12 protein-coding genes are annotated in these 13,987 nt (G+C 36.8%); 7 read left to right on the top strand and 5 right to left on the bottom strand.

The window, feature by feature from the left end:
• Positions 1-112: 112 nt before the first annotated feature.
• Together QW284_06895 and QW284_06890 are read right to left on the bottom strand one after the other, a co-directional pair.
• Positions 113-817, bottom strand: a complete 705-nt coding sequence (locus QW284_06895; GenBank protein ID MEM0339398.1) for a DUF2208 family protein — start codon at positions 815-817, stop codon at positions 113-115.
• A gap of 70 nt (positions 818-887) precedes the next feature.
• Positions 888-1,100, bottom strand: coding sequence for a hypothetical protein (locus QW284_06890; GenBank protein MEM0339397.1), 213 nt, complete (start codon positions 1,098-1,100; stop codon positions 888-890).
• Positions 1,101-1,236: 136 nt separating this feature from the next.
• On the opposite strand from QW284_06890, the gene QW284_06885 reads away from it, so the two are divergent.
• Positions 1,237-2,367, top strand: a complete 1,131-nt coding sequence (locus tag QW284_06885; GenBank protein ID MEM0339396.1) for a M24 family metallopeptidase — start codon at positions 1,237-1,239, stop codon at positions 2,365-2,367.
• A 14-nt stretch (positions 2,368-2,381) separates the two neighbouring features.
• Entirely contained in the window at positions 2,382-3,497 is a 1,116-nt protein-coding gene (locus QW284_06880) for a DegT/DnrJ/EryC1/StrS family aminotransferase (protein MEM0339395.1), read from the top strand.
• A gap of 73 nt (positions 3,498-3,570) precedes the next feature.
• Here QW284_06880 and QW284_06875 read toward each other — a convergent pair whose 3' ends face one another.
• Both QW284_06875 and QW284_06870 read right to left on the bottom strand, forming a co-directional pair.
• Positions 3,571-5,016 (bottom strand): AAA family ATPase, encoded by a 1,446-nt coding sequence (locus QW284_06875; protein MEM0339394.1) that lies wholly within the window; start codon positions 5,014-5,016, stop codon positions 3,571-3,573.
• Between the two features lie 122 nt (positions 5,017-5,138).
• Positions 5,139-6,920 carry a radical SAM protein gene (locus QW284_06870; GenBank protein ID MEM0339393.1) on the bottom strand — a complete coding sequence of 594 codons (1,782 nt, stop codon included), beginning with the start codon at positions 6,918-6,920 and terminating at the stop codon, positions 5,139-5,141.
• A gap of 168 nt (positions 6,921-7,088) precedes the next feature.
• On the opposite strand from QW284_06870, the gene QW284_06865 reads away from it, so the two are divergent.
• The gene (locus tag QW284_06865; protein MEM0339392.1) at positions 7,089-8,051 is read left to right on the top strand and encodes a hypothetical protein; all 963 of its coding nucleotides are present in this window, start codon (positions 7,089-7,091) and stop codon (positions 8,049-8,051) included.
• On the opposite strand, the gene QW284_06860 is transcribed toward QW284_06865, so the two are convergent.
• A complete protein-coding gene (locus QW284_06860; GenBank protein MEM0339391.1) occupies positions 8,048-10,669 on the bottom strand; it encodes an adenosylcobalamin-dependent ribonucleoside-diphosphate reductase in 2,622 nt (873 codons plus the stop codon). The two genes, QW284_06865 and QW284_06860, sit on opposite strands and share 4 nt — an antisense overlap.
• 347 nt (positions 10,670-11,016) lie before the next feature.
• On the opposite strand from QW284_06860, the gene QW284_06855 reads away from it, so the two are divergent.
• The 4 genes from QW284_06855 to QW284_06840 all read left to right on the top strand — a co-directional run.
• Complete coding sequence (locus tag QW284_06855) at positions 11,017-11,829, top strand: hypothetical protein (protein MEM0339390.1); 813 nt, start codon at positions 11,017-11,019, stop codon at positions 11,827-11,829.
• Entirely contained in the window at positions 11,819-12,169 is a 351-nt protein-coding gene (locus QW284_06850) for a hypothetical protein (protein ID MEM0339389.1), read from the top strand. The genes QW284_06855 and QW284_06850 overlap by 11 nt, the downstream gene beginning before the upstream one ends.
• Positions 12,170-12,298: 129 nt before the next feature.
• A complete protein-coding gene (locus QW284_06845) occupies positions 12,299-13,051 on the top strand; it encodes a hypothetical protein (protein MEM0339388.1) in 753 nt (250 codons plus the stop codon).
• Between the two features lie 74 nt (positions 13,052-13,125).
• On the top strand, positions 13,126-13,987 hold an 862-nt coding region (locus tag QW284_06840), incomplete at its 3' end, for a TCP-1/cpn60 chaperonin family protein (protein ID MEM0339387.1).

The following is a 13,987-nucleotide window of genomic DNA, read 5'->3' as shown; positions in this document are numbered from 1 at the left end:
ACTGATAATTATACCTAAATATTTTGAAGCAGGTTGTAGAATTATCATTCCATATCCGGAATCATAGCTCGCAACTTCATGGCTTTTCCAATAAGTGGTTATAGTTGTAATGCTATGCACCGCTTTTTATCCCTCCGTACTTCTCTAAAGCATTTTTAGCTTTGTTTATATCTGATACATAAAATCTATATGCATACCGCGTTGATCTATCAATTATCTCAAAAAAATTCCTTTTCATATTAATGTTTACTTGATATCTATTGGTATCTATTGGGAATGTTAAAACAAATCCGCTGGCTTTTATTCCATCACTTCTTATCTCATAGCTGTTAATAGGCATTATCATCTTCTTAGGAGTTACAAAGTATGTTGCGATTCTGATGATACTGATCAATATTGAATAAAATATGATATATCCAACAAATCTATGAAGAACATTATTAGATGTAATTATTGGAGACAAGGCATTCGATACAAAACCTGCAAGAAGGAACCAAAGTATTAGTGGTATGAAAGTCATCATAATCATTGTCACGAATTGAGGTCTCAATTCTTTTTCTAACTCATCATCTTTTAGCGTTAGGTTCATAATTTCCTGAGGTGAAGCTTTAAGTATAATTATTCCCTTGATTTCAACGCTCTTTTTTCTCATTATAATTCTTGGTATGGCCATAGCTATAAACATAAAAGCTATGATGTATATCACATTGGCTATGTAGATGAAGCTTGGTGGTATAAATGTGGAAATAGATGAAAAGGCAACTATAGTGATAATCGTTATCCCAACTGTGTATAATACTGTCTTTGATAGTGGCATTAAGTACAACACCTAAATGTTGAACATAATTTTTAATTGCATGTTCATAATACTGTGTTAAAAAATCTTTTTATTTAAATTTTTCATGCTGTTTTACTATATAAATCTTATCTCCATTCAATCTTATATTTATCTGTTCAGTCATTTCCTTGTATCTGCATACAGGGCAAAGATAATTATATGAAATTATCACCTCCTTTCCTCTGTGCTCACTCTCTATAGCCACTTGCAATGTTGTTCCACATCTTGGGCACATGACTAGGCTTCTTCTTATGATGCTCATTATGTTGCTCCTCTTGATTTCTAATTTGTTGTTTTAGCATTGTAGCCGCGTCTCTAACTCTATAACCAAGATTATTACTGTAGCCGCTCATAAATTTTTTGTCTAGCTCCTACTATGATATTTTAAGGCGGTTGTTTTGGAAACATTATTTAAGATAAGAGTTGAAAAGTTAGTTAATGAGGTCAAAAAGTATTTTGATGCAGATGTCATTATCTTGAGAAGTTTTGATGCACTTTCATATCTCTTTGCAGATATGTATAATCCGCCACCAAATGAACTGTCGATTATGTATATGATTATAAATACAAAAACATTAGAGGCAATTACATATATTTCATTGCTTGATTATTTTCGCGCCCTTGAATATTATGGCAATGTTTCGATGGTTAGGTTTGTACCAGTGTTCTCTAGTTCGATGAAATTACCAAATGATGTAAGTGTGATTAGCTTTGAAGAGATGAGAAGATTTATTGAGAATGCTTTGAATAATGCTAGGGTTATAGCATCAGATAATATGTCTTCTTGTGAATCAAGATTGTGTGTGAATATTAGACCCATTATCGACCTAGTTAGGAGAGTGAAAACAGATGCAGAGATTTCTCTAATTAGGGAAGCTATTAACATAACTGAGAGAGCACTTAAGGAAATTTCAGCATTGATAATTCCTGGAACTAGTGAAAAAGAGATAACAGGAAAATTAATAGAATTAGTGTTAAACTATGGCGCAGATGGTATTGCATATTCACCTATAGTTGCTATAGGCAAGAACACTGCAAAACCTCATCATTTGCCCCAGACTACACGATTTGAAGGCGCGGAGCCAATATTAATCGACTTTGGTGTAAGATTCAGGGGTTATGTATCAGATGTAACAAGGATTTTTGTAAAGAGTAATCTATCTCCCGAATATTCTGAAATACATAAATACATTGAATTAATAAGTGGCGTTATAGATGCTGTAGTAAGTGAGTTGAAGCCCGGTGTCAAGGCAAGCTTCATAGACTCTATAGCAAGAAACTTATTGAAGAAAGAAGGCTTAGATCAATTCTTTATTCATGGTCTTGGACATGGCATTGGGGTTGATGTACATGAACCTCCTAGGCTTTCCTCAAATTCCACGGATACTTTAATGCATGGCGATGTTATTACAGTTGAACCAGGAATATATATGTACAACAAGTTTGGTGTTAGAATAGAAGAGAATGCATATATTAATGAGTCCGGAGGAAAGGTTTTAACCTCCCTGCCTAGAGTCATATACCTATAACGTGGTGTTTAATATTGTCTGGTTTCAGAATAAGAATGTTTGAACCTTTTATAGAAGATGAGGATGTAAATGCTGTTGTATCTGTGTTGAAATCTGGTTGGCTTGCTCATGGACCTATTGTAGAATCTTTTGAGGAAAAATTTGCAGAGTATGTGGGAGTTAAATATGCCGCAGCTGTAAGCAATGGAACAATCGCACTAATGCTTTCACTGAAAGCCTTAGGTATAGGGAATACTGACAAGGTTCTGGTACCTGACTATACATTCATAGCTACAGCAACTAGTGCATTAATGGTTGGAGCAACACCAATATTTGTAGACGTAGACTATAAAACATTTAATATGGATGTGAATGATCTTCAGAAGAAAATTTCTGAAGTTAACCCCAAGGCTATTATAGTTGTTCATCTTTTTGGTCATCCTGCAGATATTAGAGCTATAAAAGAAATAGCATCCGATAAGAAAATAATTCTCATAGAGGACGCTGCTCAAGCACATGGTGCAGAGGCCTGGGGTAAAAAGGTAGGTAGTTTTGGGGATGCAGCAATATTTAGTTTCTATGCAACAAAAAATATGACTACAGGTGAGGGTGGAATTATTGTATCAGATAACAAGCAAGTCATTGAAAAAGTTAAATTGCTTAGGAACCATGGGCAAACAGCTAGATATATTCATGAAGAACTTGGAGGAAACTATAGAATGACATCAATCCAAGCAGCTCTAGGAGAAGTACAATTAAAAAAACTTGACAAATTAAATGATATTAGAAGGAAAAATGCAAGCTTGCTAACTGCAAAGCTTAGTGATTTGAAGGACTATATTGAACCTCCTTATGAGGCGCCATGGGCGAAACATGTATATCATGTATATGCATTAAAACTATTCACTAATGTGAATAGAAAATGTGTTATTGAATGTATGAGCTCAAAAGGAATTGAAACTGCTATACACTATCCTCTACCCCTTCATAAACAACCACTATTCCAGAAGCTAGGTTACAGAGATTGTTGTAATACTGCTTCTACACTTGCTGAAAGAGAATTGAGTATCCCCATTCATCCTAAATTAACGGATAGAGACATAGATTTCATTGCTGAGGCCTTTAAGCAGTGTTTAAAATCATGCATCTAAGGAATAGAATGAACTTTATTTTGATACTGATGTAGTTATACAAATCTAAATAGACCTTATATTAAATTATCTATTAAATTATCTCGTTGTCACTTGGAACGTACTTTATTGTTATGCCTTGGAATTGCTCGCCAAACCATCTTAATCTATCTTGAATTGATTTTCTAATTGACTCGTTGATGGCAAACCTTTGGCGAGACCACATGACAGCATCTTCATTTATATTTCCTTCAGACTTGCTGGCAGCAAGCCTGATTAGAGCATCTATTTCAGCATGTGTAAACCACCTTGTCGAATCAGCGATGATGTCTAAAATCTCTGGTTTCAATTCTAAGCCATATCTTCTTGCACTTTTAATAGCTATGTATTTTCTAAATTCTCTGTCCGGATATCCCATAAGCATTACAACATCTATTCTACCAGGTCTTATCAAAGCTGGATCCAGAAGTTCAGGTGTGTTCGTAGTTAAAATGACTAGAGGTCTTTGCTCGCTCTGTAGAAATCTGAGAAATATTGTTATTTCAGATACGTGTGTCTCATGAATAGCTAGATGTCTGCCAACAAGAAAGTCAACATCGTCTAGAAGCACAGTTACATCATTCTTACGTTTTACAGCCTGTAATGTCTCCTCCAAGATCTTCTCTGTTAATCCATACCACATAGAACGATATGTGCTGGGACGTAGTTCCACTATTCTCATTTTTAATGCGCTTGATATAGCCTCTGCAGAAACAGTTTTTCCAACGCCTGGAGGGCCAGTAATCAGAATTCCTCTAGGGGCATAAGGAGCTTTGTTCAATATTGGTTTAACTATTATTGTTTCAATATCATTTCTAAGCTTTGGAGGTATATCATTCAGACTCCATTCAGATTTTCTTATGGGTATCCTAACCTTTATAGCCTCATTGAACTCTGGAATAGCAATTTCAACAACATCGCTTTCTTTCTCTAAGGTAAGCTGGACAAGTAGTGTATACACCCTTTGTGGTGGCGCAGAATCCAAATCATTTCCGGCTGTTCCACGGAGCTTGTACGCTATTAAATTCCAAGACATCTTATAGAACTGTCTAACCATATTCATTTTAATGTTTTTCTCCATAGCCTTTACAATAGCTATGAAAAACGTTGGTCTTTTACCAATATTCCTAAAGCTTTTTCTAGTAACCAATGCAACTGTATGTAATGTTGCGACATCATTCTTCGGTATACTGATGTAGGAGATGATACATTGGAGCTGAGGATCAAAATTATGCAAATACAAAGGAATAGTTGAAGTAGCCATTAAATAGACAACATAGCTTAGTTCGTCATCACCGAGCTTTGTAAAATTTTTGCTTTTTACCACATGTTTAATGTTAATGTTGATTGGCTTATTCAAATCCTTTGAAATTATGTTAGCTAAACCTATAACCTTAAGATTTGCCTTCACTGGCGCAGTCTCTAGTACAGCAACCTTGTAATCGCTAAGCTTGACCGGTGTGAAAGTTACTAGCCTGATGTGCTCAACATTATGACTCACTATTAACTGCACCTCAAACTAAGCCTTGTTTGCTGAAGAGCTTTTAAATGCAAGATCTAAAACACAATATTGACGGGCTGAAAGAACGGTCTAATTTGTATTGATATAGTGAAACCATAAACTTATAGCGCGGGATAAAATGATTTCAGTTTATCGATCACAGGTTTGTAGAATCTTCTATAAGGTTCTCCCTTAATCATTTTTTCTATCAAATCTTTTGTCCGCACATATTTTTGTTCTTGGAACACCTTCTCTCCATATTTTTTAATGTATTCTTCAACTGGAACACCATATGTTTTCTGTGGGGTGTCCCTATATATATCGTTGAGTATATTAAAGGCACAGAATGGCACTATTCTTCCATCAGGTAAAGCATAGTGAATAACGCATCTCATAACTCTTTCCACATCGTAGTTCCATTCATCCATGAAATGCATCATTCCTAAGAATAGGAACTTGTAATGGAATTTTCCTAGAGCTTCATAGTTTCTATGTATGAAAATGTCTAGTAATATGGATCTCAGCTCCTTTCTTATCTCATCTGGCACCTTATCCCAAAGTACAAATCTATTCAATATAGACAGTATTGTTGTGGCTCCCAGAATTTTTGTTAGGAATTTTGGTTTCTCCTTGATAGATTCATATCTTTTCTCCAGATAGTCCAACAACCCCTCTGCATCTATGAATCTCGTTATTGGTATGAATTCCACATTGTTATCAATTCTCTTTACATACACATATGTAGCAGCACCACAGGCTGGATGTGTGGTGAACTCTGCCCTCTTTGAAGGATCCAATAGCTCCAAAAACCTGGCTATCGGTATGGCTGCACCAACAGGGAACCAATCATTCTTTGTTATTTCTCCATCCAACTGCTCCTCAACCTTCTTTATAACCTCTGGAATTGTGATCCTATACCTGCTCCTATCCTGTTTTCTCATCATGCCCACAAGACTAACCGGCTGGAAGTTGACTGCTCTTACAACATCCATATTGTACGCTGCCACCTTGATTATGTCGCCCAGTTCACTGTCATTAACGTTTTTAATGACCGTCGGAACGAATACTACACTTGTCATACCACTATTTCTAAAAACTTCGATAGTGTATGGCACTTCCCAGTGGTTTTTAGAATTTGTCTCTGGGGTCACACCATCAAAACTTAGATATACTGTATTTACCCCAGCTTCTCTCAAACCTTTGGTATATTTAATGGCTTTTTCAGGATTCTCTAAATAAAGCTTAGCAAACTTTATTCCATGCGTATTCAATTGTATGTGTCTAACCCCCATTTCTCGCAGAGTCTTTACAATATCGTAGAGATCTTCTCTTAATGTTGGCTCTCCTCCTGTAAGCTGAACAGCAACAACAATATTCGGCTGCTTCTTTACGGCTTCAACCATTTTCTTGATATCTTCAATTGAAGGCTCGTACACATAACCTGCTCTTTCAGCATAATAGAAACAGTACCAACAACTTAAGTCGCATCTGTTAGTTGCAACAATATTCAATAGAGCTGTGTGTGATTTGTGCAATGGGCAAAGACCGCAGTTGAATGGGCAGGGAGCAGTCGCGGCAGTATATACATGTCCAGGACCTGTTCCTTCAAAGCCATATTTCTCGAACTTTCTATACATTTCAGCATCTTCAAAGTATATTTCTTCGATTTCGCCATGCTCTGGACAATGTCTCCTTATATACAACTTGTTATCTCTTTCAATTATTACAGCAGGTAGAAGCCTGAAACAGTATGGACAAAGAGATGAAGTATATCTTATCAGTCTTTCGTCATTTCTTACGCTAGGAACAAATCCTCCAAGGGGAATAACCCTTTTGCCAACATACACAACATTTTTTTCTCTATCAATGTTAGCAACAATCATTGGCTTTTCGAGATCTGGCAACCAAAGCACCCACAAATTGTACTATCATCCTTTGTAACCCTGTAATATATATTTCTTTCGCATATGACATTGAAGCACTATTGAAAGCATAGATACATTGAATTCCTTTTTGGGTTTGATATCTAAAGAGGTTAGTGTAGTGGTAATAACAGTTCTTGGTGTTCTTGGGTGAGCATTCCAAAGATTGTCTTTGTGGTTCCAGATACTATGATAAGGCTATGGGATTACATACCTGATATAGAATTGATGATCAATAGTATTAGATGGAGATGGAGTAGACCACCAGCATCTTCTATATGGGTTGATTCAGGGGGTTATCAAATAATGGTTAAAGGGATGAAATTATCAGTTGAAGATGTCTTTAATAGGTACAAAGGAATTGAGGGCGATTACTTCATGTCCTTAGATATTCCTCCATCCCGCTTTTGCTGTGCAACAAAAGAGCTTGTGAGAGAGAACATAAAAAATTTTGAATATCTATACACAAAACTTGACTACAAAAATATCATCCCTGTTATACACTGTTATGAGAGTTCATTACTATTCGATGCCATAGATGCATACCAAAGATACGGAACTAAAATGGTTGCTTATGGAGGTGTAGTCCCACCTTCACTTGCAAAAGGAGGCAGAGGAAGCAGAACAACACCGTTGATTCCACTAGCAATACTAACTAAGCTTTTTAATGGAAATGTTCATGCATTAGGAATCGGCGGAACATCTACACTATATACAGCATTAAAAATCATTGGAGTGAGATCTTTGGATTCATCATCATGGAGGGTGAAGGCTGCTTATGGTAAGGTTGTTGTGCCAGGATATGGAGAGAGATATGTGGGGAATGGTAAAGCAAGTTTTGGAAGAAAGGATCTATCAAGAGATGAATATGAAAAACTAGTTGAAGCACTTCAAAAATCACGATTCCCTTACATAAACGAAGTCGATACGCTTATTAAATCATTTCGTGGAAGAGCTATAATAAACGCATGGATTGTGAGGCACTACCCTAGTGTATTCGAGAATTCCAATGGATACTCATGGATCGTAAGATATGCAGAGGTGCTTAACAGACTTAATATCGATGAGCTTGTAGAAATGCTGGATAAAAGAATAAAGAATATCTATGGCTAATACTCGCATGTTTGACAATTGCTATGCGCAATATCCTCTATAGCTTCGCTAATATTACCTAACGATGTTAGTACATAGCTTTTCTGTTGCTGCCCACCCTCTTTTGCGGGCCTTTGACTCATTTCGCCATGATTTTTCTGCGACAATGACTGGCTCATTTTCACACCTACATATATGACCTGTTGAGTCTTAGACTTATCCCTGTAAATCGTTATTCCTTTACATCCAAGTAACCATGCAAGAGCATAAACAGTTCTCACATCATCTATAGTTGCATCAAATCTCATATTAACAGTCTTTGAAACCCCAGCACAAACCCACTGCTGCCATGTAGCTTGATGAATAACATGCCACTTAGGATCAACATCGTGGGCTGTTCTAAAGATTGCTCTCAGCTTTCGTGGTATAAATGGTATTTCAGCTACACTACCTCTTTCAGCAATAAGCTTTATTAAATCGCTATTGTCAAGTTCATACTTTCTCAAGTATTCTAGGAATAGACTATCAATTTCAATGAATGTTCCCACAGTAACATGTCTCTCATAAGCGATTGCAAACAGAGGCTCTATGCTTGATGATGTACCTGCTATTATACTTATTGTGCCTGTTGGCGCTATGCTTGTTAGTGTAGCATTTCTAATTCCTATTCTTTTTCTAAGCTCCTCTACATAGCTCCAGTTAATGGGGGGTCTATCAGATATTAATTCCAGTACCCTCTTGCTAGGGCGACCATCAATATTCGATATCCTAAGTAATTCCTCTAGAGGCTTTGCTGTCGTCCATGTAGGTCTATATTTTTCAGGGTCATAGGCAGGGAAAGAGCCCCGCTCTTTTGCAAGCTCTATGCTAGCTAGTGCAAGGTTATACTCAATCCATTCGCCAAGGTAATAAGCAAGATATATGGCATCAACACTATCATATGGTATTCCAAGCTTCACTAACATATATGCCCAGCCCATTACGCCGACGCCTATCTTTCTAGTTCTTTTGGCTGCTTGTTCAAGTTGTGGTAAAGGCCATTTGGCAACGTCAATGACGTTGTCCATGAACCTTACAATAACCTTCAAGTCTTCTTCTAGCTGCTTCCATGCAATTCTAGGCAAACCTTCAGAATCTATGTACACATATTTTGATAGGTCAATACTTCCAAGGTTGCAACTTTCCCATGGAAGAAGGGGTTGCTCTCCGCAAGGATTAGTTGCATTTATTTTGCCAAGGTACCACACTGGGTGTCTTCTATTAATTGTATCAATGAATAGAAGTCCAGGGTCTCCAGAATCCCAAGCATTTCTAACAATTTTCTCAAACAGTTTTTGAGCATCCTCATACTTTACAATAGCATTTGTGTTCTCTGCTATAGTCATGGCCTCGTCTAATGTTACAATAATAGAGTTGTCTATCCATACACTACCACCTTTGAGCTCTAATTCTTTTATTATCTCTTCTTGAACCCAATCCTCATGGATATAGTGCCTCGCTTTAGATATTATATAATACCTCGAATCATTGCCTAGATCTGGACGCAGGTTAGTCTTTCTTGGGTTTATTAGGGGGACCTTTCTTCCTTTGATTACAGCATCCATGAAATAGTCGTATGCACCAACAGATATATTGAAGTTTTGTAGGTTAACATCTTTGAGCTTTCCGCTTTTCACATCTATAAACTTCTCTATGTCTGGGTGCCACACATGGAGGACACCCATATTAGCTCCTCTTCTTTTACCACCTTGCTTAATCACATCTGTATTAGCATCAAACATTTTCATAAATGAAATAGGACCACTTGCCACACCTCCAGTTGATGCCACTACATCTCCTTCGGGTCTCAGTTCTGAGAAATCAAATCCTGTTCCACCACCCTGTTGAAATATTATTGCTTGGGCCCTTACAGCATCATATATACCCTCACCATCTGGGGTTGTAATTGCATCTCTAACTGGTATTACAAAACACGCTGAAAGAATCCCAAGCCTTGTACCAGCATTCATCAATGTTGGTGAGTTGGGCAAGAATCTTAAATCACTCATTATATCATAAAACTTCTCCTCCCAATATTTAGAAACATTATTGCAATACTCATCACTATACCCAGAATTCTTGCAGTAGATAAACTCAGCCTTGGCAATGGCCTTGGCAACTCTTCTAAACATCATCTGGGGGGTTTCTAGAAATCTTAGCGTGTTAGGATCTTTAAGCAAGTATCTACTAGCCAGTACCTTTACAGCGGAGAACTTTAATTTCATATCTCTTGGATCTATCGAAATAGGTTTACCTTTGCCATACACATCTTTATAAATTTTGCCAAGCTCATATACCTTTGCTATTTCAAACCATTTAGGATCTTCTATACCCTTTGAGATGAGAATCCTCTCTACCCTATCAATAATCTCATCTGTGGAAACCTCGGTTCTATCCTTAAGTTCAGCAATAATCTCCTTCACGATGTTCTGTATTTCTTCCTCACTACACATATCATTACAAGACATAAAGATGCTTCTCATCAGCTTACCAATATCGAATTTCTCTTTGGTGCCTCTCCTCTTAATGACGGCTATATTTACAGCTTCTGTGCTTTGTATACCCAAAATTGTTGATAACCCTCTCTGCTCAACTACCATGAATTACTGCCCCTGGTAAAGTATATTATTTGCTTAGGTAACTAATATGTATAGAGCTAAACGAAACTATGTGTACATCATCATGGTACCAGTATTAACAAAAAGTTTACCTCAATATGAAAATGTTTCAATGTTTCTATGTAGCTATAACGCAACTTCAGTGTGTTTATATATTTCTACTAGATTGTGTCTAACTTTCATCGTAGTTTCACTAATTTTCAACTGAACCACAATTTCATATTTCATAAAAACATATTTATGTATTAAAGCATTGCTTTACATGTTTTCTAATAATGTATACTGTGGCAAAACAAACTTAAGCCAGTGTGACACAATGGTGTTGAAACATGCCCAGATCAAAACGATCTAAGGAGGAAACCGCCGAAGCTACAGATTCTAAATACAAGTCTAGGTCGAGGGCATCAAACAAAAAACGTTTTGTGGATACTGAAGAGTGGGTTTCAAGACATGTTAGTGATCTTATATCTTCTATTGGCCTAGAATTTCTAAATTTAAGTAACGATGAGTACATTACAGTGTTTACAAGAATTGTTGATGTGCTTAGAGGAGAGTCTTCAACTCTAGATCTAGACACCATCATTAGAAGGATTAGGAGAAACCTCGATAAGGTTTATCCGATGATAGCATCGGCTATTCTTGAGCTAAGAGAGCAATTAGATGAGGCTCAGCTAGAGTTTGTGATTAACAATATAGGCGATTCTGTGTTGGCTTACGCTCCTAGGCTATATAATGATGCTTTGAGATTTGGTAGAACCGATTTAATTGAAAGGCTAAGGGATTTGTGGAGACACACATGGTTGTCAAAGCGTTATCCGGTTCTTCCATTGCAGTGTCCCAGATGCGGATTCAATTCTTTGATGCCAGATCTATCCTGCCTAGTTTGCGGAGCCTCTATTTCCGAAGGAGAACTAAAGAAATCCATTAATTTCAAGAACATGATTACAGAATTTGCATATAAAGAGTCGTTGGACGGAGTGAAGAAAGCTTTAAGCTATGGCTATGTTTACTTAAGTAGTATAGGTATAAAGCCTCCTAGTGAAGCTAAGGATGTTTTAGATATTGAGATTCTTCTAACTAATGAAGAGAGAAATATTTTATTAGACATACTCAAGCAACGTGAGAAACAAGATGGTTATTGAAATAAGAAGTCGTGAAGAGGCTAGCAAATATATTTCAAAGCATAAGCTAATCTTAATTGCATTAACATCTAGAAACACCGATAAAGATTATATCACTAGACTTCTAAAAATAATAGAAGAAGAATCGCACCCAACAATATACACAGCCTTAGTCTATGATACAAGTAGCGAAAACAAGAGAGCTCATCACATTGAGTTGAATCTCTACATAGATGGCTTCTGTGTTTTTACCCAAGAAGGTATTTTTAATGATATTGAAAATGATATCATAGCACTTAAAAGAGGCATTAGAGAAGCTCTCAAGTCGAGATCTATACAAGTAAAATTCATGAAAAGATGAATTATAATGATGACTAAAACCCATAATTTGTTATGTTCCTCATGTGGCAAGAGAATGGCCACATACTATAGATTGACATCAGGAGAAAAACTGTGTAGACTTTGTCTATTCAATAGTGTAGTGAAACAAGTGCGAAAAACATCTTATTACTACAAAATGTTTAGAAAAAACGAGAGGGTGATTTTCGCAATAAGAGGCGATGACATAGCTTTGTCTCTGGAATCGTTTTTCGTGCTAAGCAATGCTATGAAAGACTTTGATTTAGAATACAAAATTCTGTGCCCAGATAACTTAATTGATTGCAAGATCATAGGGGAAGAGGTTAAGAAACATGTTAAAAATAACTTCGAAATCTATGAGGTGAAATACCCTGTCGACATAATTTCGAAATCAATTATCTACATGACTAAATATATAGATGCTTATGCTACAAAAATAGCACTAGAGGATCATGTGGAGTATGTGACATCTCTATTATTCAGAGACGAAATATCAATGATGTTAATCCTTGGTCTCTTACTCATATCAAAAACTGTTTTTGGGGAGGGTATGCCAATAAAATACGTTGAAAATATAAAAATAGTAAGACCATTTTATAATGTGTTTTCGCAAGACATTCTTTACCTAGCCTATTCATCACAAGAGATTCTGAGAATAAATGATTCTGTAAATAGAATTGAAATAAATGTTGATGGATATATTAAAAAGGCTTACAATATATTAACTAAATCACCAGAGCTAATGTATTCAAGTTCAAAATCAATTGAAATGTTGCAAAGCTTTATTATATCGAAGCCAAGCAGATGCTACTTGTGCGGATCTTTTAGCGATGAGGTTGTTTGCGAGTATTGCAAGGCTTTTGCGAAGATTATTAAGGGATGAACATAGCTTGGAATTTTCATAAAAACTTATATAGAACCTCTTCTAAACACTGACTAAATAATGGTGGTGTAAATATGGCAATGTATGGCGTACCTGTACTAATACTGAAAGAGGGCACTTCAAGAACTCATGGAAGAGAAGCTCTGAGAGCTAATATCATGGCAGCACGTGTACTGGCAGAAATATTAAAAACAAGCTTGGGTCCCAAAGGCCTTGATAAAATGCTTGTCGACAGCTTTGGCGACATTACCGTAACGAATGATGGTGCAACAATAGTTAAGGAAATGGAGGTTCAACATCCAGCAGCAAAGCTATTAGTTGAAGCGGCAAAGGCGGTTGATGCTGAGGTTGGAGATGGAACAACCTCAGCTGTTGTTTTGGCAGGTGCCTTGCTTGATAAAGCCGAGCAGCTCTTGGACCAAGGCATTCACCCAACGACTATAATAGAAGGTTATAAGAAGGCTTTATCAAAGGCGCTAGAAATTCTTGATGAGATAGGGATGAAGGTTTATGTTGGTGATTTAGACAAGCCTGAGGATAGGGAGAAGACAAAAGCCGAAATCAAGAAGGCTCTATACACAACACTAGCAAGCAAATATATTGCAACACCTGATGTCATAGACAAGCTAATGGACATGGTTATTGATGCTGCCTTCAAAGTTGCAGAGAAGAGATCTGATGGAACATATGATGTAAAGCTTGATATGGTTAAGATAGAGAAGAAGAGGGGTGGTAGCTTGCTAGACAGTATGCTTGTTTATGGTGTTGTTTTGGATAAGGAGGTTGTCCACCCTGCTATGCCTAGGAGGGTTGAGAATGCTAAGATTGCTTTGCTTGATGCACCACTAGAGATAGAAAAACCAGATATTACTGCTAAAATAAACATAACTGCACCGGAGCAGATAAGAGCGTACCTTGAAGAAGAAGCAAAGATAT

Source organism: Ignisphaera sp., assembly GCA_038735125.1.
GTDB lineage: Archaea > Thermoproteota > Thermoprotei_A > Sulfolobales > Ignisphaeraceae > Ignisphaera.
This window is presented reverse-complemented; position numbering and strand designations above follow the sequence as displayed.

Bases quoted from the DNA above. Each gene is read 5' to 3' on its own strand.
- QW284_06890 (MEM0339397.1), bottom strand. From the start codon at position 1,100: ATGAGCATCATAAGAAGAAGCCTAGTCATGTGCCCAAGATGTGGAACA.
- QW284_06855 (MEM0339390.1), top strand. From the start codon at position 11,017: ATGCCCAGATCAAAACGATCTAAGGAGGAAACCGCCGAAGCTACAGAT.
- QW284_06895 (MEM0339398.1), bottom strand. From the start codon at position 817: ATGCCACTATCAAAGACAGTATTATACACAGTTGGGATAACGATTATC.
- QW284_06860 (MEM0339391.1), bottom strand. From the start codon at position 10,669: ATGGTAGTTGAGCAGAGAGGGTTATCAACAATTTTGGGTATACAAAGC.
- QW284_06850 (MEM0339389.1), top strand. From the start codon at position 11,819: ATGGTTATTGAAATAAGAAGTCGTGAAGAGGCTAGCAAATATATTTCA.